We start from the raw sequence: 22,175 nt of genomic DNA, 5'->3' as shown, positions 1-22,175 counted from the left end.
TTTACACCAGATTCAGCAGAATCTGCCCCAATCGCAGTGGGTCTCCAATAAGGGCGCTGGGCGCTGTGACATCCCTTTTGAAGAGTATCTCCAGCCCCTTCTCTTCGGCTTTCATATTGACCATGCCGGCAAGATTCTCCAGCACATCATCCAGATTGAAGTTGGTCTCTTCGATATCCAGTTTGCCCGCCTCGATCTTGGAGAAATCAAGGATGTCGTTGATGATGCCGAGCAGATTGTGGGCAGAAAAACGTATCTTCTCCACATAATCGAACTGTTTTGCGGTGAGGTCGGTCTGCAGGGTCAAGTGGCTCATACCGATGATGGCATTCATGGGGGTGCGGATCTCGTGGCTCATGTTGGCGAGAAAATCACTCTTGAATCGACTCGCCACTTCGGCCTGTTTTTTTGCCTCAGCCAACTCTCGCTCCATCTTCACCCGCTCAGTGAGATTGACCAGGATGCCGAGGTTGGCAATCCTGTCGCCAAAACGGATCGGTATGGCCGAGAGCAGCCCGTCTATGATGTGACCCTTATCCGTACGGAAACGCAGATTCCGCCCCAGGATACGGCCATGTTCCCTGATCTCTGCGATCACTGAATCCCGATCTTCAGCATGCAGATAGAACTCGGCCATGTTACGGCCCACCAGGCTGCGACCATCCGTTTCAATCTCAGAGGAAGAGTGGGGATTGGCGACCAGGATCCTGCCCTTCAAATCACTGACCACGATCGCCAGGGGAATGGTATTGAGGATCGTTTTTAACTGCTCTTCGCTACGCTGCAGTATTCGTTGCCGTCTTCGCGCCTGAAATAGCCAGAGCAGGACAAACGCAAGCATCACGACAGCAACAGCTATCACTTGCCACAACAGCGTGTAGTCAACCTGCAGCTCATAACGAATAGAGAGCCATTTCTGCCGTATTGCCGTACGTTCCTCAGGCGTCAGACTATCCAGCACCTTCTGCAGAATCGGCACCAGTTCCGGCCAATCCTTGCGCACACCGATACTGAGCGCGTAATCGTAGGGCGTCGGCGCCGCTACCTTGATGTTGCCCAGTCCTTCACGATTGATGATAAAACTGCCCACCGCCAGGTTGCCGACATAGGCATCGACCTGCCCGAGAGAGAGACTTTCCAAGCCCGCCTGGGTATTTTCCACCAATACCAGTTGTAGCTGCGGATAATCCCGTTCGAGATACTCCTGGGTCACATAACCCCGTTCCACGGCAACTCGTTTTCCCACCAAGTCTTCCAACCCCCCAACGAACGGCGCCCGTTCACGGTCGAATATGACAAAGGAAAAATCAAGATAGGGTTCGGTGAAATTCAGATACTCCCGACGAGCCTCTGTCTCCACAAGAGCGGGCAGCAGATCGATTTCAAGGCGTTTTGCTCTTTCCAGTACTTGAAACCAGTTCAATTCAGGGAAGACCGAAACATCCAGACCAAGGCTCTCGCCAAATATTTTCATATAGTCCGCAGTGATGCCTTGATGTTGGCCCTTGTCATCCATCATTTCAATCGGCGGCCAGGCGGAATCGATGCCGAGGCGAATCTTAGGATGTTCGTCCAGCCACTGTTTTTCCTGCTGAGTCAGATTCAGCTGCCGTGCAGGCACTTTAATTTCTGCCTTCACCCCCAGCCACTTCTGCATGCAGATCTTGCTGCTTTTCATCAACGCTAATGGTGGCCAGCGCTCGTCGATGAGGCCGAGAGTGGCGCCCATTCGGTTCGCGGTGACGGCGAAACTTGCACCCTGCAGGACCGGTTTCAAGCCGTCCCCCGATAGACCAGATTCAGCAGAAGCGTTCCTGCTGTATCAGCCACTGGCCGCCGCGCTGATTCCCAATGTAGGCGCCGCATTCCCCAGGAGACCGCTTTCAGCATCTGCCGTGGTCGGCACACCGGCTTCGAGCTGGATTTGTGGATGATTCTGCTGCAACTGCCGCATGGTGAAGACGCCATCCCGACTCACCACTGGCCGGCAAGATCTGCAAGATTTGTGATACCTGCACTTTACCGGTGGGTCACTTTAACTTTGAGGATTTCCGGAAAAGGGGAAGCGAAATCGAGATCGTCCCGAAGTCCGCCGCCAGGTGGCCAGTGATCTGACTGAGTTCTTCAAGAAGGCTGAGAGCCTGCGGATGTGGATAACTACAGCGACCTCTATATGTATTGGCGCTGCATCGTGATACGAGAAAGCGGTCAGGCGGTATCTCCGTGGACAATTACCAAACCGCAATCTGAGTATGTCTCGGTACGCCGCTGGTGATGTCAAAGTTAAAGAGCTGTCTTCCAACCCCCCAACGAACGGCGCCCGTTCACGGTCGAATATGACAAAGGAAAAATCAAGATAGGGTTCGGTGAAATTCAGATACTCCCGACGAGCCTCTGTCTCCACAAGAGCGGGCAGCAGATCGATTTCAAGGCGTTTTGCTCTTTCCAGTACTTGAAACCAGTTCAATTCAGGGGAGACCGAAACATCCAGACCGAGGCTCTCAGCAAATATTTTCATATAGTCCGCAGTGATGCCTTGATGTTGACCCTTGTCATCCATCATTTCAATCGGCGGCCAGGCGGAATCGATGCCGAGGCGAATCTTGGGATGCTCGTCCAGCCACTGTTTTTCCTGCTGAGTCAGATTTAGCTGCCGTGCAGGCACTTTAATTTCTGCCTTCACCCCCAGCCACTTCTGCATGATCTGCTGCTTTTCATCAACGCTAATGGCGGCCAGCGCCTTGTCGATGAGGCCGGAGAGTGGCGCCCATTCCGGTTCGCGGTGGACGGCGAAACTCAGACCTGCAGGACCGGTTTCGCCGTCCCCCCGATAGACCAGATTCAGCAGCTGCTCCTGCTGTATCAGCCACTGGGCCGCCGCGCGATTCCCAATGTAGGCGTCAGCATTCCCCCAGGAGACCGCTCTCAGGGCATCTGCCGTGGTCGGCACCGGCTTGAGCTGGATTTGTGGATGATTCTGCTGCAACTGCCGCATGGTGAAGACGCCATCCTCGACCACCACTGTCTTGCCGGCAAGATCTGCAAGATTGTGGATACCTGCACTTTCACTGCGGGTCACTATAACTTTGAGGATTTCGAAAAAGGGGGCGCTGAAATCGAGATCGCGCGCCCGTTCCGGAGTATTGACGATGCTGGCGGCAATCTTGGCGCGGCCGTTTTTGACGCTCTCCAGCATGACCTTGAAATCGGCTTCCACCTGGATCTCGAAGGTCACTCCCAGCAATTCACCAATGCGCCGAATATAATCAGCAGCGATGCCCTGATGACGTCCCGCGTCATCGAGAAAATCGACCGGCGGCCAGTCACCATCCACAAGGATCGGAATGTTCGGGTGAGCCGACAACCAGGTCTGCTCCTGCGCAGTGAAATCAAGTCCTGCCGGTTGATCCGCTGCAGGATCGGTGACACCAAACCAGCGCTGACTAATGGCGGCGCGGTCCTCAATCTGCAGTTCATCGAGGTAGCGGTTGGCCGACTCCAGCAGAGTCACATCACCCTTCGCCACCGCCGCCTTGTAGGCACGGATATAGAGCGGTTGACGCAGTCTGCCGAACATTACCGGCGAATCAATTTTCTTCAGATAGCGCTGCAGGTAACTCGGCTGAGTAACGAAAGCCCGAACATTCTGCTCAAGCACCGCCGTGAAAAGATCCTGATAGCCATCGTAGAGGTTCAGTGTCAGCGCGGGATAGTGCTCCCGCAGATATTGTTCATGAAAGCTGCCCCGGGTCACCCCGACCGGGAGCCCCTTCAGGTCATCAATGCTCTGCAGGTGACCCAGAACCGGAGAGTAAAACAGGTAGTAAGGACTGCTGAGGATCGGCGTGGAAAAATCCATCAGTTCGGCCCGCTTGCTGCTCTCGAACAGACCGGCGAGCACATCAATCTGGCCAGAGACCAGCATCTCCTGCGTCGCTTTATTGTAACCACCGACAAACCGCACGGGCACACCCGATTCAGCGGACCAGAGACGCCAGAGATCGATGAGCGCGCCATCAGCCTCGCCCCGCTCATTACGGAACTGCACCGGCGCACTATCCAGCCGGTAGCCGATTCTCAACGCTTGGGAATGATCCTTCTCGGCCAATAGCGAGAGGGGGTTCAACAGCAGTAATCCGAATACCAAACCAATCCATGGACGCATCCTGGCGATCCTCCCGTCAATTTTGGTTCTTATCGATACATGGATATTTTATACAGAAACTACCCCGTCTGATCCAATACCGATATATCTCGGGTAGAATAGCACCAAACCGAATTCATCATCGTCATTCGACAACTGAAAATGACCCGATTCCTACTGTTGCTCACAGCCCTTCTGCACTATCCTGGCTTGGTCTTTTCCCTGACGCTGCCGTTACCGGAAAACGGCGATGACATCGTGGGCGAGGTGATCGAACTGGAGGCCAGGTATGAAGACACCTTGTCTGATATCGCCCGAAATTATGACCTTGGCTTCCGCCAGATCAGGATTGCCAACCCGAAGATCGACCCTTGGCTACCGAAAGAGGGGAGCCAAATCCTGGTTCCACAGCAATATATCCTGCCCCCCGGATCCCGTATCGGCGTAGTCATCAACCTGGCTGAGATGCGGCTCTACTACTATCCCAAAGCACGAAATGAGGTGATGACTTTTCCTCTGGGCATAGGCCGCGAGGGTTGGAACACACCAACCGGCGACACCCGCATCATCAGGAAAAAGAAGGATCCGGCATGGGTGGTGCCGGAATCGATACTCCAGGAACATGAAGAGAAGGGCGATCCGCTGCCACCGGTCGTCCCTCCCGGTCCGGACAACCCCCTCGGCGGTTACGCCCTCTACCTGGGCATGCCCGGTTATCTCTTACACGGCACCAATAAACCCTACGGCGTGGGTCTGCGGATCAGCCACGGCTGCATAAGGCTCTACCCTGAAGATATATCCAGCTTTTTCTCCGAAGTTCCCAAAGGCACGCCGGTACGCATTATCAACCAGCCTTACAAGGCGGGCTGGTTGAATGGCAAACTGTTCTTACAGGTCTATCCGCCCCTAAGTGAAGAGCTTGGGGAAAAGGGGCAAAACTTCACCGGCCTGGTCGCCGCCATGCTCAATAAACTCGGTCAGGATTCAAGAAAGCCCGATTGGAAGGAGTTGCAGGAGATCGGGGGGCAGCAAAACGGCATTCCCAAAGAACTCACTCTCTGGGAGGAATAACAAAAAACCCGGCCTGGATCACTCCAGCCGGGTTTTTTACTCTGCAACCCTGCGGCTCCAGAGAAGCTGTCCGAAAACGAACTGCTTACTTGGCCATTGCGTCGGCCATGCCCTTCTCTGACATGCGACTGCAACGCTCGTTGCACTCTTTCGCAGCAGCGGTGGCGTCGTCGGCCTTGTTCATGGCAGCATCAGCAGAACCTTGGGCAGAAGCGGCATCGAGCTCCGCAGCACGAGCTGCCTTCATAGCGGCATCGGCGGTCTCCTGTGCCCTGGCAGCAGCATCACGCGCCGACTGAACATCAGCAGTGGTTGCGCAACCGGCAACCAGTCCCAGAGTCAGAATCAGAGCAGCAGCTTTCATCATCGTGGTGGTTTTCTTCATTCTCTTGATCTCTCGTTTCCGTGGAATAATCTTTTGAATAGGTTTACAGCCTGAGCTTGGGCTATTTTCTCTCTAAATTCAATGGGAAATCCCTATATTTGGGCAATTTACCCGTTGATAGTCAACAAATGGATTACTTATCACCAACAATACCCGACCAGAGCGCAGGAGCAGCACCCCGCCGCGAAACTCACGACCTGATCGTGGAGGGATACTGGTGAGTCTGAATGGCTTGGTATCAACGCACCTGCGCCTCACCGATGCCTCGACTATCGCTCGCCGCCGTCACCTCGCCACTGCGGCGGTTCCAGTAGACCGCTTGCATATTCCCATAGGACGAATCCAGGGGTTTCAGCGAATGACCCATCGCAGACAGCTTGGTGCGCACCCCATTTTCCAGCGCCCCGGGTTCGAACTGCACCTGATCCGGCAGATACTGGTGGTGAAAACGCGGCCGATCCACCCACGCCTGCGGTCCCTTTCCATCGGCAATCTCCAAAATTCCGAGCAACAGCATGGTGATGATGCGGCTCCCGCCCGGCGTGCCGAGTATCGCCACCCCCTCCTCACTTGCAACAAAAGTGGGTGACATACTGGAGAGCATCCGCTTGCCCGGAGCGATGGCGTTCGCTTCACCCCCCACCAGCCCGTAGACATTGGGCATCCCTGGCCGGGCTGAAAAATCATCCATCTCATCATTGAGCAACACACCGGTTCCCGGTGGGATGAAGCCGGAGCCAAAAGGATAGTTGATACTCAAGGTCGCCGAAACCCGATTACCCTCCCGGTCGAGGATAGAGAAATGCGTGGTATCCCGGCCTTCACCGGAACCACCGATATTACCGACGCTGGGAGTTGCCCGGTCGCGTTGGATGTCCCGCGCCAGCCCGGCCGCATACCAGGGGTGGATCAAGGCCCCGACCGGGATATCCACAAAATCCGGGTCGCCCATGTAGTCGGCACGGTCACGGTAGGCGCGGCGCATCGTCTCAATAATGAGATGGATTCGGGTTGCCTCATCCGCTGACTCCAGCCCCAATCCCTGCAGCATGTTCAACATGCTTACCAGCACGATACCGCCGGAAGAGGGGAGAGCGGCACTGGTGATCTTCAACCCCCGATATTCACCCCGAACCGGCTCCCGCTCAACAATCCGGTACTCCTGCAGATCCTTCAGGGTCCAGATCCCGCCGGCCTGTCTGACACCCTCCACCAGCCGGGATGCCACTTCGCCCTGATAAAAACCCTCCCGTCCTTTCTCAGCCAGCGCAGTCAAGGTTCGTGACAGATCGGGCTGGCGCAACAAGGCGTCTGCAGCAGGCAATTCACCGGCGTTGAGAAAGATGTTCTTGGCATCACCGCCTTGGCGTAATGCCTTGAGCCGCCACCCCGCCATACGCAGATAATAGTCATCCACCGGAAAGCCATCACGCGCCAACCGAACCGCCGGAGCCAGAGAGGTCTTGAGGAGCAAACGGCCATACTTTTCAGCGATATGCACCAGCGCTGCCGGTTCACCGGGGATGCCGCCTGCCAGAGGGCCGTTGATGGAGAGGCCCGGTTTCACCTTGCCGGACTCATTGAGATAGAGATCACGATGGGCGGCAAACGGCGCCCGCTCACGTCCATCCACCATGACCTCGAAGCCGTCCCTGGCCCGATGCAGCAGCCAAAAGCCACCACCACCAATACCGGAGCTGTAAGGTTCCACCACTGCCAGCACAGCGCTCACCGCCACGGCTGCATCGAAGGCGTTGCCACCGGCATCGAGTATGCGATGTCCCGCCTCTGTAGCCAAAGGATGGGCGCTGGCGATGGCCGCAGCAGAGGGTTTCTCCAGCGCCGCAGCAACGCTGGATAAAGCGACGAAGAAGCAGAAAAAAAGGCTCCTCAAGGGAGCCTTCGAGTGCCTGTTCAGCGGTCTATTCCGCCTCACTGGTGATCTTCAGATACTTGGCGTGGAGTTCTTCCTGGCTCTCTATGTGCTCTGGATCAATGGGGATACAGTCTACCGGACAGACCTCGACGCACTGAGACGTTTCATAATGTCCGACACACTCGGTGCAGAGATCGGGGTCGATCTCATAGATCTCGTCACCCTGAGTGATCGCGCCATTGGGGCACTCGGGTTCGCAAACGTCACAGTTGATACACTCATCGGTAATGATCAACGCCATTCTATTTCTCCTGGCGGTTAATTAAAATGAAATGGATTCTAGCGAGTTCGCCTCTGAAAAACACTATCGATCTTCCCGATCAATCGGTGTCAGCCATAACGCACTCGCAATGCAGCCTGGACTTCAGGATGCACAAATTCGGATACATCACCCTTCAGAGCGGCGATCTCCCGCAGCAGCCCCGAGGAGATAAAGGCAAACTGCTCGGCCGGAGTGAGGAAGAGTGTCTCCACCTTGGGCGCCAGCCGCCGGTTCATACCAGCCAGCTGAAATTCATATTCAAAATCCGAAACGGCACGCAGACCACGCAGGATCACATCCGCCCCGCGCTGCTGCACAAACTCAACCAGCAGGTTATCGAAGGCGCAGATCTCCACATTGTCGATATCCGCCAGCACAGTCTCTGCCAGCGCCACCCGCTGTTCCAGATCGAAGGCCGGACTCTTGCCGGGATTTACGGCCACCGCCAGTATCACCCGATCGAACAGCCTCGCCGCTCGCGCAACCAGATCGCTGTGGCCATTGGTGATCGGGTCGAAGGTTCCTGGATAGACAGCTACCGGCATCACTTCAGACCTTTATTTCGAAATAAGATGATAGTAGCAGAAACCCATGAAAGGAATGATATTTGTCACCTGGCGCGACTCAGGGAAGTGAAAAGCGTGCCAGTCCATATCGGACCTGCCCCGCTCTCTTCTCTTTGAGCAACTCCCACCCCTCCGGCAGCACTGGAAGTCCTCGCCCGGCATCGTCCTCCAGATAGATCCGGGCACTGTCTGCCAGCCAGCCATGCGACTGCAACAGGCGGCAACTCTCCGCCAGCAGGTTATCGGCAAAGGGGGGATCGAGAAAGACCAGGTCGAAGGGCTGGGATGGTCGCTGCTCCACCAACCATGTAAGGGCATTGGCGCGGAAGATCTCAAGCCGGTCCAACTGCAGCAGAGAACGATTGACCTCAAGTTGCCGCGTAACGGCGACAGCAGAGTCCAGCATCACCACCTCCCGGGCACCCCGTGAAGCCGCCTCCAGCCCCAGTGCGCCACTGCCTGCAAAAAGATCCAGGCAGCGTGCCCCGGGAATCAGCGGCTGCAGCCAGTTGAAGAGGGTTTCACGAACCCGGTCGCCGGTAGGCCGCAGGCCAGGCAGGTCAGGGAAATCGAGTTTTCGGCCGCGATGTACACCGCCGATAATACGCACCTGGTTGAAGGATCTTTTTGGCATCGATTTAGTGTAGGCCGGTTCAAGCGTAGCGGAACCGGCAACCCCGTTCGTTCAGAAATTCAACGATGCCCGATCCGCTACGCTTGATCAGGCCTACGCACTGTCATCTGTCATCTGTCATCTGTCACCTTCCCTACCCTCACCGTCACCATCCGATCCGGATGCACCCGCCGACGGAACGCACTGCGAATCTGGTCCGCAGTCACCGCCTCGATTTTCCCGGTAAAGGCGTCGAGATAGTCCAGAGGCAGGTTGTAGAAACCGATCACCGCCAGGTATTCCACGATCTTGCTGTTGGATGAAATGCGCAGAGGAAATCCTCCGGTGATGTTCTGCTTGGCTGCGGTCAACTGCGATTTCGTCGGCCCATCCTCGACAAACTGCAGCAGGGTATCGGTCAATATCTGCAATGCCTGCTGCGCTTGCGAGTTCTTGGTCTGCAACCCCAGTTGAAACAGGCCAGGCTGGCGCATCAGCAGAAAATAGCTGTAGACACTGTAGGCGAGTCCCCGCTTCTCCCGCACCTCTTCACTCAACAGTGAGACCAGACCGCTGCCACCCAGGATGTGGTTGCCGACATAGAGGGGAAAGTAGTCCGGGTCACCCCGCCGGATACCCGGCTGGCCCACGTAGATATGGGATTGGGTGGAGGGAAACTCGATAGTTTCCATCACCGCTTCCTTCAGTGCCGGGACCGGCGGCAGCTTCGGCGAATGTTCACCCGGCTTCAATCCACCGACCACCCGTTCCGCCATCGCTTCCGCCTGCCCGCGATCCACCGCCCCCACAATGGCGACCAGTGCATTACGCGCCACATAGAGCCGTTTGTAGGTGGCCACAATCTCCTTGCGGGTCAGCGCCTTCACCGATGCGGTGGTGCCTTCCGAATCGGGCGCATAGGGGTGGTCGCCATAAACCAGGTGATAGAGCCGCTTCTTGCCGGTAGTGCCCGGCGACTGTTCATCCTGCAGCAGACTGGCGAGGGTTGCCTGTCGTTCCCGCTCCAGATCTTCCGTGTTGAACCGTGGTTGAGCCAGCACCGCCGCCAGGGTATCCAGTGTGGTATTCAATGCATTCTGTTCGGTGAGGCTGCGCACCGATGCCCAGGCCATATCGCGCAGGGAACCCGTACTCAGACTGGAACCTACATTCTCCAAGCGTTCGGAGATCTCATTTGCACTCCAATCACCCGCCCCTTCGGTGAGCAGAGTATTGGTCAGAGAGGTCACACCCAGACTGCCCCCGTCACGGGCGCTACCCGCATCGAACACAACCCGCACATCGACCATCGGTATCTCGGGGGCAGGAACGTAGAGCACCTTGGCGCCGTTTGCGGTCTGCCAGGTCTGTATGACCGGCCCTGCCAGCAGACTGCCGGAGAGCAGCCAACCCAGTGCCAGCAGCATGAGTTTCGAAAAAAACTTACTTTCCATGTCGACCTCCAGCAGCGCGACGCTGTTTCGCCCCATCCATCGGCTGGGGATCGAGTTTCGCCACACTCAAATTGTCTTCAATCAGATACTTCCGGGCCACCTGCTGGACCTGCTCGGCAGTGACCGCCTTGAGATGATCCACATACTCATCCGCCAGCCGCCAGTCGAGCCCCACCGTCTCCAGACGGCCGATCAGCATCGCCTGATAGAAGACCGAATCCTTCTCGAATACCTTGGCCGCAACAATCTGATTGCGCACCCGGGCCAGCTCATCCTGACTGACCAGTTCCGTCTTGAACCGCTCCACCTCAGCCAGAAGTTCCGCCTCGATTTTAGCGATATCCTTGCCCGGCACCGGCGTGGCATCCAGCATCAACATACCGGGCAGACGGGAGAAGGCACTGTAGTCCGCATCCACCGCAGCAGCATTCTTGCTGCCCCGGATCATGTTGCGTGTCAGCCGGGCGCTGCTGCCACCGTCCAGCACATAGGAGAGCATCTCCAGCGCATAGGGTTCCCACGCCTCATCCGCCTTGCCGATCACTGGCGTTTTGAAGCCCAGCAGAACGTAGGGCTGCCGCGCCGGCGCCTTGACCACGAAACGTTTGATGCCGCGCTGTTTCGGCTCGGCACGGGGTTTGGGCTGATCGACCTTTTCCGCCTTCAATGGACCAAAATGCTTTTCCGCCAAGGCGAATACCGCCTTGGGTTCAACATCACCCACTACCACCAGAGTGGCGTTGTTCGGGGCATACCATTTGCGATACCAGACCCGCAGATCCTCCACCTGCATCGCATCCAGATCCGACATCCAGCCGATAACAGGGATGCGGTAGGGGGAGGCTTCATAGGCGCCCGCATTGAACTGCTCATAGGTGAGGGACTGCGGTTTGTCCTCGGTGCGCATGCGGCGCTCCTCCTTCACCACCTCAACCTCTTTGGCAAACTCTTCTGCCGGTAGGGTCAGATTGCGCATGCGGTCCGCCTCCAACTCAAAGGAGACATGCAGCCGGTCCTTCGACAGGGTCTGAAAATAGGCGGTGTAGTCACGGCCAGTGAAGGCATTCTCGCTGCCGCCGTTGGCGGCAATGATTCGGGAAAACTCTCCCGGCGGGTGCTTCTCAGTCCCTTTGAACATCATATGTTCCAGCACATGGGAGACACCCGTTATGCCACCATGTTCGTAGCTGGAACCTACCTTGTACCAAACCTGGGAGACCACAATCGGCGCCCGATGGTCCTCTTTTACGATCACCTTGAGACCATTTTTCAGCTGGTGCTCATGGACCTGGGCCTGTACCGCGAACGCACTCACGAAGAGTGTCAGGGCCACCGCAAATAGCAGTCGATTCATCAAAAAAACCTCTGTGTCAGCCACCAAAGCAGATCAAAACAGGGTAAATCCGTTTTACATGCAGTTGTCGGCTTGTAAGAATGTCCGTTTAAAAAGTGACGAATAACTCTCATGGAGCCGTTCAGCACTTCATTTGTATTTGTTGACTAATATCCTGACAGCATTGTTCCAAAGCTTGCCGGGATTGTCCAAACAGAAAATTATGAGTGCAGAGAACCGATAGAGTTCCTCACACCAAGCAGGAAAACCTCTACATGTTCGGATTTGGAAAGAAGAAAAAAACGGAGCAGGCGGCAATACCCGAACCGTCACCACAAGAGAAACAGGGTCTCTTCTCCCGTCTCAAAGAGCGTCTTGCGCGCACCCGCCACAACCTCAGTGACGGCCTGGCCGACCTGGTACTGGGCCGCAAGACCATCGATGATGAACTGCTGGAGGACCTGGAGACCCTGCTGCTCACCGCCGATGTGGGCGTCGATGCCACCAGCCGCATCATCGACGATCTGACCGGGCGGGTAAAACGCAAAGAACTTGCCGACCCAGAGGCGCTGAGCCGTCTTCTCAAGGCGCAGCTGCTCGACATTCTGCAAGCCAACGAGGCCCCGCAGGCAAAAGCTGAACAGGACAAACCCCTGGTGGTGCTGATGGTCGGCATCAACGGCGCCGGCAAGACCACCACCATCGGCAAGCTGGCGCGCAAGCTCCAGATGGATGGCGAGAGCGTGATGCTTGCCGCAGGCGATACCTTTCGCGCCGCAGCCGTGGAGCAATTGCAGGCATGGGGCGAACGCAACGAGGTACCGGTGATCGCCCAGCACACCGGCGCCGACTCCGCGTCTGTCATCTTCGACGCCCTTAAAGCCGCCACAGCCAGAAAGGTCGATGTACTGATTGCCGACACCGCCGGCCGTCTCCACACCAAGGCCAATCTGATGGACGAACTGGCAAAGATCGCCCGGGTAATGAAGAAGATAGACCCCTCCTCGCCCCACGAGGTGCTGCTGGTGGTCGATGCGGGTACCGGACAGAATGCGGTCAACCAGGCGGTGCAGTTCAACAAGACGGTTGGACTGAGCGGCATCGTCATCACCAAACTGGACGGCACTGCAAAAGGCGGCGTGATCTTCGCCATCGCCGACAAGGTGAAAGTACCGATCCGGTTTATCGGCGTCGGCGAGGCCATCGAAGACCTGCAGGAGTTCGATGCCGAAGAGTTTGTGGACGCCCTGTTCGAGCAATAGATCTGATGATTCACTTCGATAACGTCAGCAAGCGCTACCCCGGCGGACATACCGGCCTGGCCGGCGTCAGTTTTCGTATCGAAGCGGGAGAGATGGTCTTCCTCACGGGCCACTCAGGCGCAGGCAAGAGTACCCTGCTTAAACTGATTGGCCTGCTGGAACGCTCCAGCGAGCCAGGTGCACGTCAACGACCGCAGCCTCACCCGCCTGAAGAACAGCCAGATTCCCTACCACCGGCGCGAGGTGGGATAGATCTTCAGGACCACCGGCTGCTGTGACCGCACCAGAATCTTCGATAACGTGGTGCTGCCGTTGGTGGTCTCCGGGCATGGGATACAAGGAGATCTTTCCCGCCGCGTGCACCGCACTGGATAAGGTCGGGCTGCTGAACAAAGAGAAGGCAGCGCCAATCACCCTCTCCGGCGGAGAACAGCAGCGGAGTCGGCATCGCCCGCGCGGTGAAGCCAGTTCGTCGTTGATCTCCAGCAGCAGGCTGGGTGGTGTGGGAGCTGAAAGTCCTTTTATGATTATGCGAGCTTTGCGTAGCTCTTTCAGTGTCGAGCAATGAAAATTTCTCCACATTTTCAAGCAGCGTGGTTTTGGCTGGTGGCGCAAAAAATAACATTCAGGTGATGGACGATGATTAAGTGGATTAACGATGCGCTCTATGACTGAGTCGGGTCCAAGCATGTATTGCCGACTCATGGATTCAATGATTCATCTTACGCTGGGAAAAGTGGAGCTGGACTCGCGCAAGAGTACGCGGTTCCAAAATAACAGCGTGCTCACTTGCCCGGTGATCTGCCCGAAACCCTATAGTGGGTCAGTGTATTGACCTTTTCAAGCGCAAGCCAAACCGTCTGGAATAGTGATTCCGTGATCCTGGATGGCAATTACTGTGTACTGACATGGTCGATTTGAGATGGAGTCGCTCCGCAACATAGCAGCATTGCTGGTCCGCCTGGGTCAGCTTTAAACTAGCTCCCGCTTCTGTACCGTCGCCGACGCTTTCTCGGTCGGAAGACGTGGCCGCAGATCAAGTACTCGAGTGGTGAGCAGCAGAGCCAATCCCATCTCGGTAACGATATTCGACGCCTCCGCCTGAAGCATTGCTTTGAGCCCGGCAACATTAAGGCGCTTGTTGGAATCTGGGTGCTCCCAAGTGCGATCTTTGGATACGGCGACCAACAGACACCCGGAACGGCATGTGTCCGGTGCCATGTATTTAGTCACGAGTTGCTCCTTGACGGTATCACGCAAGTCACGACCCGTGCGTCCATCACCTAGCTTCAGCTCTATCACTGCCTGTTGATCAGAAATAGCGGAACGCAACCTGATGTCGGTTTCCTTCTCGTCGGCCGTCACGCTCTCCTGATCGACGGTGTAAGCGTGGTTAGCGGCATTGCGCAGTTCGCGCGCGATTTCACGGCGCATTACTTTCTCGTCGGAAATTCCAGCCCATGCAGCGCGCGGTGAATCGTCGTGAAGCAACAGATCGTCTAGGTCGTCAAGGCGGTCTACCAGGAGCGCGAACATCTCGTCACGGGTGGCAGGGGGCGCTTCCCGGTTGCGGTCGAGAGCGATTACCTCGGACTCGGAGAGCGCCACTCCATCGGATTCCTCGGCTGCCTTCTCGCGCGCAAGCAATAAGGCCCGATCGCGAAAATGCGCAAATAACGGATTGTCGGCCATTTCGATTTTCGCCTCCCAACCTTCGGGGCCCTTTGCGTCCAAGAGGGCACTTAGTAGGGCATCGCGCCCTTGCTGGGCATGATCTCGGTTGCCAGGAGAGTAGGTGCTCTCATGAATGATGTCTTCCGAAGGCCGCACATAGCGATAAGCAAGACACACAAGCCGAAGCAGCAAGGCCGGAGTAAATTCGGGTTTGCGGAGATCGATCAGCCCTCCGCTATGGCGATCTCCGAACAGTAGAGCAATCCAAACCACGCCCGGCCCTTGTGGCTCGGGTTCTACACCACTCAAGCCCTGCTCGAGTTGTTCTGCCCCTGCGCCGGGATCCAAACGCATCAGGATAGGAAGCCATACATACCCAAAGACTGGATCAAGTTCGCTAGCGAGCTGCTGCACCGCCATCGTGCGAATATGCTCACGCGTCTCATTGTCCCCGTACTTCAACAGTACGTCGACTACCTTTCGGAGGCGCTCCGCCACTCCATTGTTATCCTCGCCCTCCCGAATGCGTTGTACGTTCTCATCGAACCAGGCTCGGAGTCTCGGAAAAAATAAGGTAGCAAGGGGCGGGGCAGCATAACTAATATTCTGCAAGGAAGTAGAATGAGAATGGGTGGTGGCGATCTCGTCTAGTTCGATTAAGAGCTCCGGGCCGAGCACATCTTCGACGGCGGTAGGATGCGCTTCAGCAAGGCTCTCAAGCCAAGACGGGAAGCCATTCAATTCGATCGGCGCGTAACGAGCCGCTAATTTCGCTTCATCGACAGGCAGCTTCCGCGCCCAGCTTGGGTCTTCGGCTTCCGCTGCAATAGCCGCAAGACCGAGCTGCCAGCGAATCAGGAAGGTTCCCTTCTCGCCCTCAGGGCGCTCACTGCGAAGTGTGGGCCGGTCGTCGCGCCAGATGCTCGTCATCGCCGAGCGTAGCCGATCGGCGATCTCTTTGCTGAAATGCTGCTCTATGAAACGGCGGTTCCACCCGGAGGCGCGGCTTTCCAAGCCGGAGCGTTCCATCGCTTGCCATAAGTTCCAGGCGGTATTTCCGGCTCGGTCGGGACTGAAAGCTGTTTCCGGATTGTTGGCCACATCTCGCCAGAACAAGATCCAGCTCGCATGATCCTTGGCTTGGCGGCGTTTAGCCTGCTTCGAACGCTTCTGATGCTGTGCTTCCATGCGGGCAAGTTCGCGGTTTACAGGGGCAGGATTGAGGTGGTCGTCGATACGCGCCGCGAGCGTGGGGCAATCGGCAACACGGTCCTTCAGTGTCAGAACATAGTCGCGCCATTCGCCTTGACCGTCCCACACTTGGCGTACCGCTGTTTCGAGCATCATGGCGCGCTCAGCTATTGGCCGCTTCTGATCTGAGAGGTTCGCCAGGATCCAGCTCGCGTCCTGACTGGCATTCAATCTGATTGCGCCGCGATAGCCGACCTCGTAGAGGCGGTTCCACGGATCTTCTTGCGAGTGAAGACTCTGATTGAAGGCATCATCGGCCCAAAATGCCGCTTCCCTCGCCGGTGCCGGCAACTGCGAAAGCGTCTTCCGCAAGTCGGAGGCCGGCTCGTTGTGACTGTATTCGTCTCGGGCAAACCGTAAGGCCATAACACTTGAGTTGACTACAACGCCCGATGGGCCCCCTTCCTTCAGCTGGCGAAGACAGACAGCGGCAAGCGGGGCAACGAGATGTTGCCTTGGAGTTACTATGTGATGCCGCTCCTTATTCCATTCAGCGCTCTCAGTCACAAGATTGGTTAGCCCAGCGCAAAATTCTTCAAGGTAGCTGTGCGTCATATCGCCTTCGGCAATCGAGTGCGTCCAGAACCAGTTTAGGTCGTGTGCGTTGTGCGGTGATTCGGTGACTTGCGAGAGAATGTGGCACAAGCGCTCAACTGGGATATGTGTTGGGAAGAGCTTCTGTATCGAGGCTTTAAGGAGCCGATTGGACCAGATATCTGGATCGGTCTCCATAGAGAGGGTCACCGCCTCAAGGCGAGAGTCGTTAAGCTTTATCAGTGCTTCAAGCGCGTCTATACGCTCGCCACTATCCGCATCGCCCTGCATGACGACTGAATAGGCGATGTCGGCGCCGTCCCGCATCGGGACTGCTGCGACGAGTTCCAAAAGTAGCTCCCGAACTTCTGGATTCTCGATCCCTGATTTCCACAGACGCAGGACTTCAGGGGCGAGTTCATTCGAGGCGAAACGGTGAACTTGTACGCGCGGAACATGCATACCGCGCCAGGTACCTTGACCGTAGTGCTCGACGTAGGTACGCAAGGCATCAATGCGCTGCGGTGGCGTCAGTGATTCCGGGTCGGCATAATCAAGCAAGACATTGGGCTCGCGATTACGTACTTCACAGAAGATGGTCGGCTGGGAGAAAGCAAGCCAGGCAGCGACTGGCCGCATCGACGGCTTCACGACCTTGATACCCTGCGGAGTCTTGGCAAACAGCAGGCGTTTGACCGCCTTCATCGTCATGCCGCAGTCCAGCTTGCTCACCAGCCGCTGGGCCGCAAGATACTCGATTACCGATCGATGGTGGAACCGCACTCGGCCATAGCTCGCAAAACCGAATAGCGCCCTCTCCAACAGAGTCTCACGCTCGTTAGCTGACCAGTTGGGTAAGATTGCCGCCGGGTCCAAGGCAGTTCCTGGCTCGCCGCCCTTGTCGGCTTCCGCGCTGTGACGGAGGGTGAGCTTGCGAGTAAGCAGTGCGGCGAGTGCTAGGCGGCTGGCACCTTCAAGCGCTTTCTCCTCTGTGAGCTGCACCTTTTCTGCTCGATCCGTGCGTGGCTTCAGCTTGTTTGTAATATTATGTGCGACCTGCTCGTGGTGGGTGCGGATACGACGATGGTCGCGCCAATCGGTGCATAGCTCGATCAAGTCTTGCAGCCGCCGGGCAAAATCCTCCGCGTTGCGCTTGCGGATATCTTCAATCAGTGCATCCGCTTCGGTCACTCCTTGAAGGGCTGCCATCTCCCGGATCTGATCATCCGAGAGCGGCATCAGCGCAACATTCCGCCATTCCGGAACAGCATTGGTGGTTTTATCGTCCTTCTCGTTGTCGTGCTGTTTGTTCATCACGATGTCGGCGAAGGCTTCATCGCTCGCAGTCGGCTCGTTCTTTTGGGGAATCGGCAGGAGCTGCTGGATCAGGCGATAATCGACTGGAATCGGTCGCGTCGTGATCACGATCCTGACACGACCGAGCTGCCCCATCATCGCCTTGTTGAGGCGCTTTAGCGCTGCTTCAAACGACCCAAGCGTTAGCTTCAATTCGTCGATTGAATCGAGGAAGATGGTAGCGACGTCGGATTGCGATGCGAGCCAGGCGTCGAAGCGTTCCTCCTCTTCGGCCAGCAGGAGATCATGCAGGTTGTTGCGGGAAAGCTCCGCAAGATCCAAATAAAAGGCGGCCTCGCCAGCCTTCCATAGCGCGGTCTGCTTGGACTGGCATTCGTAGGTCTTACCCGCCCCAGCCTCTGAAACGATCAAAACACGCTGGGACGTGAGTAGCACGTCCCACCCAAATGCCCCAGACCAACCCATCTGGGTCAGAATGGAAGTCTGCTCATTAGCTGTGATCGCTTCGTCCGAAAGCTCATGAAAACTGCGATGGATTCTGGTTGGCAGGTTGTCTGGTAAATTCATGGATCAGGAGTATAGTGTGTGCCTTTCGTCGCAACATGGCGGGGGAATTGGCTTTCCCCCGATTTGATAATTGTACCTTGACGATGCTGAGTCCGGCATTCATTTTATTTCCAGCAGTCGACTGTCTGGGGGGCATCCGCTATTGGTGATCTCGGATATTTGTGATCAGACACTGTTTGCCAAGTCAAATCCGAACTACTAAATCTAATACACAAGAACTGAACCTTTCCGATCGCTTGGGCCGAGTCCTTTATTCATCAGCATTCTCCAAAAGCGCTGCCCGTAAAATCTTCACTTCAGGTGGGGCATCAAATCCCAACTTGGCTTGGTTGCCGTGAAGATCCTCCAGACTGGCGACGATCTCGATATCGCCGACCTGCAAAATAACCTCCTCTTCGATCCTTCTTGTCAGTACCAACATGCTCCTGCTCCTTGTTTGTGATTTGTCATCGGTGAGTGGTTTTTCAACATCCATGTATTCATGCTGGAATCATACCTAATACATGGGGAGTTATGCGAAATTCCATGTGGGTGCTTGAGGGCCGAATCTGCAAAAATCGACCACGCGGCGAATTTCATGCAGAAAAAAGGGGTTATGATTTCTTGTAACCCTTTGTCTTCGTTTGGTTCCCCGGGACAGGCTCGAACTGCCATCTTCGTGATTGCAGAACTAAGTATAGGGTGATTATTAGTGTAGGTAGCAGTGTAGGTTGTGTGGCATGCCGCTCTATACCCCTTGTGCATTAAGGGGTAATTACTGCTGCATCATAGGGGTGTGATTGGATTTTGATGTTTTCTCTAAGTCCTTATTATTGCTGACTTTGCGAGCTGAACTATCCATAAAAATCAGTAAGTTAAATTGTTGTCGAATTCTGGTTGAAGGGTTGTCGCAATCCGAATTTTCGCATGCCGTATCATTTTTTGCTGATTCATGATGATGCTCCTTGACCAGACTTTCCCTCTACTGAATCCAGCTCTGCCAGATTGACCTCACGCCAACTGACACTGGTGACTGTCCCAAACACACCAGAGGTCGCACTTGGCCTGCGCCAGCGAGGTTTATCCATATTCTGAAGTTTCTCCAAGGCCTCTTCAAATGTGTATACATACCGCTGGTCATGCCCACGCTTTCCTATTTGGAAGCCTTTTGACAGGTGCAACTCAGGATGGAAAAAACTGCCGTCCCTGGCAACAGGAACTAGACATGTTTCCTCGATTGTCTTAGCTTGATATTGCTGGCGCAGCTCAAAAATGATGTTTCGCACAAAACCAACCGACAGGAAGATAGCCACCAATATTTTTACTGAAGTTTCACTGAAATTCTTACCCCCCTGATCAGCAGGCGCTCAAGCTACCATACGCAACAGAAGCGAGACGAAGGCATTTTGCCGGGGATTGCGTAATCTGGGCCAAAGCCCAAGAAAACCCTCTGACAGTGCGGCATTGGCAATCAGTCTTCGCACATCGGAGAAGGCAAAACTGGTTCGGCCCTTTACCACATGGCGTCGTTGCGGATCCGCTTTGATGCGATCAGCGTAAATCCAGGTCACTGCAGCGGTCATCATACAGAAGTTCAAGTGATTGCTCACGGCATGGGCGTTACGTGTCTGACTACGAGCGCTGCCGATCTCCTGCTTGATCTCCTTGAAACCTTCAGGGATGTATCGTTAAGATTATGGCGACTCAGCGTCCGTCCTCCGCCCGTTCGCGTACCAGTTCATAACCCCTGCTTCTAACGCCCTGCATCAGCAATTCGATGTTTTCCACCGGTGCGCCGACCATTTGGAGCGCTTCCGCACCGAGGCGCAGGCTGGCTTCGATGGTTTCCGGAAATGCCTGGGTTGCTCCGGCCTGGAGAAGGTGGGCGCTTGCTTCGAGGTCGCGGGCGCGCACGATGACCGGCACTTGGGGGTAGGCGTCTCGCAGGTAGGAGACCGTGCGCAATGCGGTGGCGCTGTGGTCGATGGTGAGCACGACCAGGGTGGCCCGTTCCGCATGGGCGGCGGCGAGCAGTTCGGGGTCGGAGATGTCTCCGTACAGCACGGCTTGGCCATAGGCCCGACCCTGCTCCACCCGTTCCGGGTCGGTGTCAAAGGCGACAAAGGGAATTCCGCTTGCCTGTAGCAGCGTGGCAACGGTGTGCCCCATGCGTCCGTAACCGCCGATCAACACTTGGCGCTCCGGTACTTCCCGTATATCGGTGGGTAGCTCTTGGACCCCATCGCACTTGCCCTCAAGCCGGCAGGCCAGCCTGTCGCCGATACGCACCAGCAGCGGTGTCAGCAGCATGCTCAGGGAAATCACGCCCACAGCCATGATGAAGGTGCCCTCGTCGATGACCTTCAGCGCCAGGGCGGAACCAAACAGCACGAAGCCGAACTCGCCTGCCTGAGCAAGCAGGAAGGTGATGCGCACGGAATTGCCTCGGGAGTATCCGAAGGCGAGCGCCAGTGGAAGGAGCACCATGAGCTTGATGCCGATCAGGACAGCGGTGTGCCCAAGGAATTCGAGCGGTCGTTGGGACAATACCCCGAGGTCGATGGACATACCCACGGCGACGAAAAACAGGCTCATCAACAGCCCTTTGTAGGGCTCTATGTGGGCACGGATCTGCATGTTGTAGCGCGATCCGGAGAGCAGCATCCCCATGATGAAGGCGCCCAGCGCCATGGAGAGTCCCGCCTGGTGCATGGCCCAGGCTGCCAGGAAAACCGCCAGCAATACCACCAGCAGAGACGCCTCACGGTTGTCGTGGCGCGCCAGCCACTCCAGGGCAAAAGGGACCACTCGAAGACCGAAGACCCCGAGGACGACGAACATGCCGCCCAGGATGAGCAACTGTTCCCATAGCGGGATACCGGCGGCGATGGCGGCGGTGTCGGATAGCAGCGGCACCAGGGCAAGCAGCGGCACCACCGAGAGGTCCTGCATCAACAGGATCGCGAATGTGCTGGTGCCGTGGCTGCTGGCGAACTCCCCCCGTTCTTGCAGCAGTTGCATGACGAAGGCGGTGGAGGAGAGCGACAGGGTGAGGCCGATGAGCAGAGCCGTTTTCCAGGATTCCACGCCCAGTGACACATAGAGTGTAATGGCGAGACCGGTCAGCAGGATCTGCAATGAACCGAGACCGAATAGGTCCCTGCGCAACGACCACAAACGGCTTGGTTTCATCTCAAGGCCGATCACGAATAGCAGCAACACCACCCCCAATTCAGTGAAGTGCCGTACGTCCTCCACATGGGTCGTCACATAGGGGCCCGGGGAGTGGGGGCCGACCACCACGCCCGCGATGAGCAACCCCAGCACCGAGCCGAGGCCGAAGTGGCGGAAAAGCGCGACCGCCACCGATGTGACGGCCAGCAGGAGCAAGGCGGATACGATGAAACTGTCTAAGTGCATGCTGTCCTCGGTTGAATGGAAAACCTATTCAGATCATACCGGCCCTCTAATACAGTGGAGAAGACGCATCGTCAGGGTAGATCCAGAACTGATTCATGTCTGCTTGGAGTGAAACGTGGTGTGAAGATCTCACACAGCGACAAAAAGTATGTTATTGAAACGTCTATATCACTCCTCACTCCCATCAGGAACCAGATTCAGCCCAAACAGCATCGCCACACGCGCCTCGATCTGCGTCAACTCCGAGGCAAAAGCATCAGGCTGATAGAGAACATGGACGCGCAGGTGTTTTTCATTCAACTCGGCACTCAATGTACCCGGCAGCAGGTTGACCATATTCGCCTTCCGTGAGAATCCACCAAAGCAGGGCAAACAGTGCCGTCCGAAAAGCAAATGTTGTAAAACCT

General features: G+C 56.2%; 20 protein-coding genes. 4 read left to right on the top strand and 16 right to left on the bottom strand.

Annotated elements, in window-relative coordinates:
• Position 1: 1 nt before the first annotated feature.
• The 3 genes from G9Q73_RS13830 to G9Q73_RS13820 are packed head-to-tail and all read right to left on the bottom strand — an operon-like array spanning position 2 to position 4,165.
• Complete coding sequence (locus tag G9Q73_RS13830; protein WP_177420292.1) at positions 2–1,777, bottom strand: transporter substrate-binding domain-containing protein; 1,776 nt, start codon at positions 1,775–1,777, stop codon at positions 2–4.
• A gap of 45 nt (positions 1,778–1,822) precedes the next feature.
• Positions 1,823–1,978: a hypothetical protein gene (locus tag G9Q73_RS13825; RefSeq protein WP_177420291.1), complete on the bottom strand. Its 156-nt coding sequence runs from the start codon at positions 1,976–1,978 to the stop codon at positions 1,823–1,825.
• Positions 1,979–2,035: 57 nt separating this feature from the next.
• Positions 2,036–4,165 carry a transporter substrate-binding domain-containing protein gene (locus G9Q73_RS13820; protein ID WP_177420290.1) on the bottom strand — a complete coding sequence of 710 codons (2,130 nt, stop codon included), beginning with the start codon at positions 4,163–4,165 and terminating at the stop codon, positions 2,036–2,038.
• Between the two features lie 141 nt (positions 4,166–4,306).
• On the opposite strand from G9Q73_RS13820, the gene G9Q73_RS13815 reads away from it, so the two are divergent.
• On the top strand, positions 4,307–5,215 hold the full coding sequence (locus G9Q73_RS13815; RefSeq protein WP_177420289.1) for a L,D-transpeptidase family protein: 909 nt from the start codon (positions 4,307–4,309) through the stop codon (positions 5,213–5,215).
• 85 nt (positions 5,216–5,300) lie between these two features.
• Here G9Q73_RS13815 and G9Q73_RS13810 read toward each other — a convergent pair whose 3' ends face one another.
• From G9Q73_RS13810 to G9Q73_RS13780, 7 genes are all read right to left on the bottom strand, one after another.
• On the bottom strand, positions 5,301–5,600 hold the full coding sequence (locus G9Q73_RS13810; protein ID WP_177420288.1) for an Lpp/OprI family alanine-zipper lipoprotein: 300 nt from the start codon (positions 5,598–5,600) through the stop codon (positions 5,301–5,303).
• Between the two features lie 238 nt (positions 5,601–5,838).
• Positions 5,839–7,494: a gamma-glutamyltransferase gene (ggt, locus tag G9Q73_RS13805; protein ID WP_177420287.1), complete on the bottom strand. Its 1,656-nt coding sequence runs from the start codon at positions 7,492–7,494 to the stop codon at positions 5,839–5,841.
• Positions 7,495–7,522: 28 nt separating this feature from the next.
• Positions 7,523–7,777, bottom strand: coding sequence for a YfhL family 4Fe-4S dicluster ferredoxin (locus tag G9Q73_RS13800; protein ID WP_177420286.1), 255 nt, complete (start codon positions 7,775–7,777; stop codon positions 7,523–7,525).
• Between the two features lie 89 nt (positions 7,778–7,866).
• A complete protein-coding gene (gene coaD / locus G9Q73_RS13795; protein WP_177420285.1) occupies positions 7,867–8,343 on the bottom strand; it encodes a pantetheine-phosphate adenylyltransferase in 477 nt (158 codons plus the stop codon).
• A gap of 79 nt (positions 8,344–8,422) precedes the next feature.
• Positions 8,423–8,998 (bottom strand): 16S rRNA (guanine(966)-N(2))-methyltransferase RsmD, encoded by a 576-nt coding sequence (gene rsmD, locus G9Q73_RS13790; protein WP_177420284.1) that lies wholly within the window; start codon positions 8,996–8,998, stop codon positions 8,423–8,425.
• A gap of 110 nt (positions 8,999–9,108) precedes the next feature.
• Positions 9,109–10,431 carry a M16 family metallopeptidase gene (locus G9Q73_RS13785; RefSeq protein ID WP_177420283.1) on the bottom strand — a complete coding sequence of 441 codons (1,323 nt, stop codon included), beginning with the start codon at positions 10,429–10,431 and terminating at the stop codon, positions 9,109–9,111.
• Positions 10,421–11,785 (bottom strand): M16 family metallopeptidase, encoded by a 1,365-nt coding sequence (locus G9Q73_RS13780; RefSeq protein WP_177420282.1) that lies wholly within the window; start codon positions 11,783–11,785, stop codon positions 10,421–10,423. Before G9Q73_RS13780 ends, G9Q73_RS13785 begins: the two co-directional genes overlap by 11 nt.
• Before the next feature lie 254 nt (positions 11,786–12,039).
• Between G9Q73_RS13780 and ftsY the strand changes: the two genes are divergently transcribed.
• From ftsY to G9Q73_RS19730, 3 genes are read left to right on the top strand one after another with little or no spacing between them, the layout of a single operon-like run.
• On the top strand, positions 12,040–13,026 hold the full coding sequence (gene ftsY / locus G9Q73_RS13775; protein WP_177420281.1) for a signal recognition particle-docking protein FtsY: 987 nt from the start codon (positions 12,040–12,042) through the stop codon (positions 13,024–13,026).
• A 5-nt stretch (positions 13,027–13,031) separates the two neighbouring features.
• Positions 13,032–13,304 (top strand): ATP-binding cassette domain-containing protein, encoded by a 273-nt coding sequence (locus G9Q73_RS19735; RefSeq protein ID WP_246345269.1) that lies wholly within the window; start codon positions 13,032–13,034, stop codon positions 13,302–13,304.
• 50 nt (positions 13,305–13,354) lie between these two features.
• A complete protein-coding gene (locus G9Q73_RS19730) occupies positions 13,355–13,594 on the top strand; it encodes a hypothetical protein (RefSeq protein WP_246345267.1) in 240 nt (79 codons plus the stop codon).
• Between the two features lie 404 nt (positions 13,595–13,998).
• Here the strand turns inward: G9Q73_RS19730 and hyoA are convergent, their stop codons facing one another.
• From hyoA to G9Q73_RS13740, 6 genes are all read right to left on the bottom strand, one after another.
• Positions 13,999–18,369 carry an NACHT domain-containing antiphage protein HyoA gene (hyoA, locus tag G9Q73_RS13765; protein WP_246345265.1) on the bottom strand — a complete coding sequence of 1,457 codons (4,371 nt, stop codon included), beginning with the start codon at positions 18,367–18,369 and terminating at the stop codon, positions 13,999–14,001.
• 250 nt (positions 18,370–18,619) lie between these two features.
• Positions 18,620–18,790 carry a carbon storage regulator gene (locus tag G9Q73_RS13760; RefSeq protein WP_177420280.1) on the bottom strand — a complete coding sequence of 57 codons (171 nt, stop codon included), beginning with the start codon at positions 18,788–18,790 and terminating at the stop codon, positions 18,620–18,622.
• A 508-nt stretch (positions 18,791–19,298) separates the two neighbouring features.
• On the bottom strand, positions 19,299–19,661 hold the full coding sequence (locus G9Q73_RS13755; protein ID WP_177420279.1) for a hypothetical protein: 363 nt from the start codon (positions 19,659–19,661) through the stop codon (positions 19,299–19,301).
• Between the two features lie 54 nt (positions 19,662–19,715).
• On the bottom strand, positions 19,716–19,919 hold the full coding sequence (locus tag G9Q73_RS13750; protein WP_177420278.1) for a hypothetical protein: 204 nt from the start codon (positions 19,917–19,919) through the stop codon (positions 19,716–19,718).
• Between the two features lie 133 nt (positions 19,920–20,052).
• On the bottom strand, positions 20,053–21,768 hold the full coding sequence (locus G9Q73_RS13745; RefSeq protein ID WP_177420277.1) for a cation:proton antiporter domain-containing protein: 1,716 nt from the start codon (positions 21,766–21,768) through the stop codon (positions 20,053–20,055).
• Between the two features lie 168 nt (positions 21,769–21,936).
• Positions 21,937–22,104: a hypothetical protein gene (locus G9Q73_RS13740; RefSeq protein ID WP_177420276.1), complete on the bottom strand. Its 168-nt coding sequence runs from the start codon at positions 22,102–22,104 to the stop codon at positions 21,937–21,939.
• Between the last annotated feature and the right edge of the window lie 71 nt (positions 22,105–22,175).

The organism is endosymbiont of Lamellibrachia barhami (assembly GCF_011947365.2).
Classification (GTDB): Bacteria; Pseudomonadota; Gammaproteobacteria; order Chromatiales; family Chromatiaceae; genus QGON01.
This window is presented reverse-complemented; position numbering and strand designations above follow the sequence as displayed.

What these genes read in the sequence shown, in the direction of transcription:
- G9Q73_RS13820 (WP_177420290.1), bottom strand. Translation starts at nt 4,165, where the DNA reads ATGCGTCCATGGATTGGTTTGGTATTCGGATTACTGCTGTTGAACCCC.
- G9Q73_RS13815 (WP_177420289.1), top strand. Translation starts at nt 4,307, where the DNA reads ATGACCCGATTCCTACTGTTGCTCACAGCCCTTCTGCACTATCCTGGC.
- G9Q73_RS13810 (WP_177420288.1), bottom strand. Translation starts at nt 5,600, where the DNA reads ATGAAGAAAACCACCACGATGATGAAAGCTGCTGCTCTGATTCTGACT.
- G9Q73_RS13800 (WP_177420286.1), bottom strand. Translation starts at nt 7,777, where the DNA reads ATGGCGTTGATCATTACCGATGAGTGTATCAACTGTGACGTTTGCGAA.
- coaD (WP_177420285.1), bottom strand. Translation starts at nt 8,343, where the DNA reads ATGCCGGTAGCTGTCTATCCAGGAACCTTCGACCCGATCACCAATGGC.
- rsmD (WP_177420284.1), bottom strand. Translation starts at nt 8,998, where the DNA reads ATGCCAAAAAGATCCTTCAACCAGGTGCGTATTATCGGCGGTGTACAT.
- G9Q73_RS13785 (WP_177420283.1), bottom strand. Translation starts at nt 10,431, where the DNA reads ATGGAAAGTAAGTTTTTTTCGAAACTCATGCTGCTGGCACTGGGTTGG.
- G9Q73_RS13780 (WP_177420282.1), bottom strand. Translation starts at nt 11,785, where the DNA reads ATGAATCGACTGCTATTTGCGGTGGCCCTGACACTCTTCGTGAGTGCG.
- ftsY (WP_177420281.1), top strand. Translation starts at nt 12,040, where the DNA reads ATGTTCGGATTTGGAAAGAAGAAAAAAACGGAGCAGGCGGCAATACCC.
- G9Q73_RS19735 (WP_246345269.1), top strand. Translation starts at nt 13,032, where the DNA reads ATGATTCACTTCGATAACGTCAGCAAGCGCTACCCCGGCGGACATACC.
- G9Q73_RS19730 (WP_246345267.1), top strand. Translation starts at nt 13,355, where the DNA reads ATGGGATACAAGGAGATCTTTCCCGCCGCGTGCACCGCACTGGATAAG.
- hyoA (WP_246345265.1), bottom strand. Translation starts at nt 18,369, where the DNA reads ATGAATTTACCAGACAACCTGCCAACCAGAATCCATCGCAGTTTTCAT.
- G9Q73_RS13760 (WP_177420280.1), bottom strand. Translation starts at nt 18,790, where the DNA reads ATGTTGGTACTGACAAGAAGGATCGAAGAGGAGGTTATTTTGCAGGTC.
- G9Q73_RS13745 (WP_177420277.1), bottom strand. Translation starts at nt 21,768, where the DNA reads ATGCACTTAGACAGTTTCATCGTATCCGCCTTGCTCCTGCTGGCCGTC.
- G9Q73_RS13740 (WP_177420276.1), bottom strand. Translation starts at nt 22,104, where the DNA reads ATGGTCAACCTGCTGCCGGGTACATTGAGTGCCGAGTTGAATGAAAAA.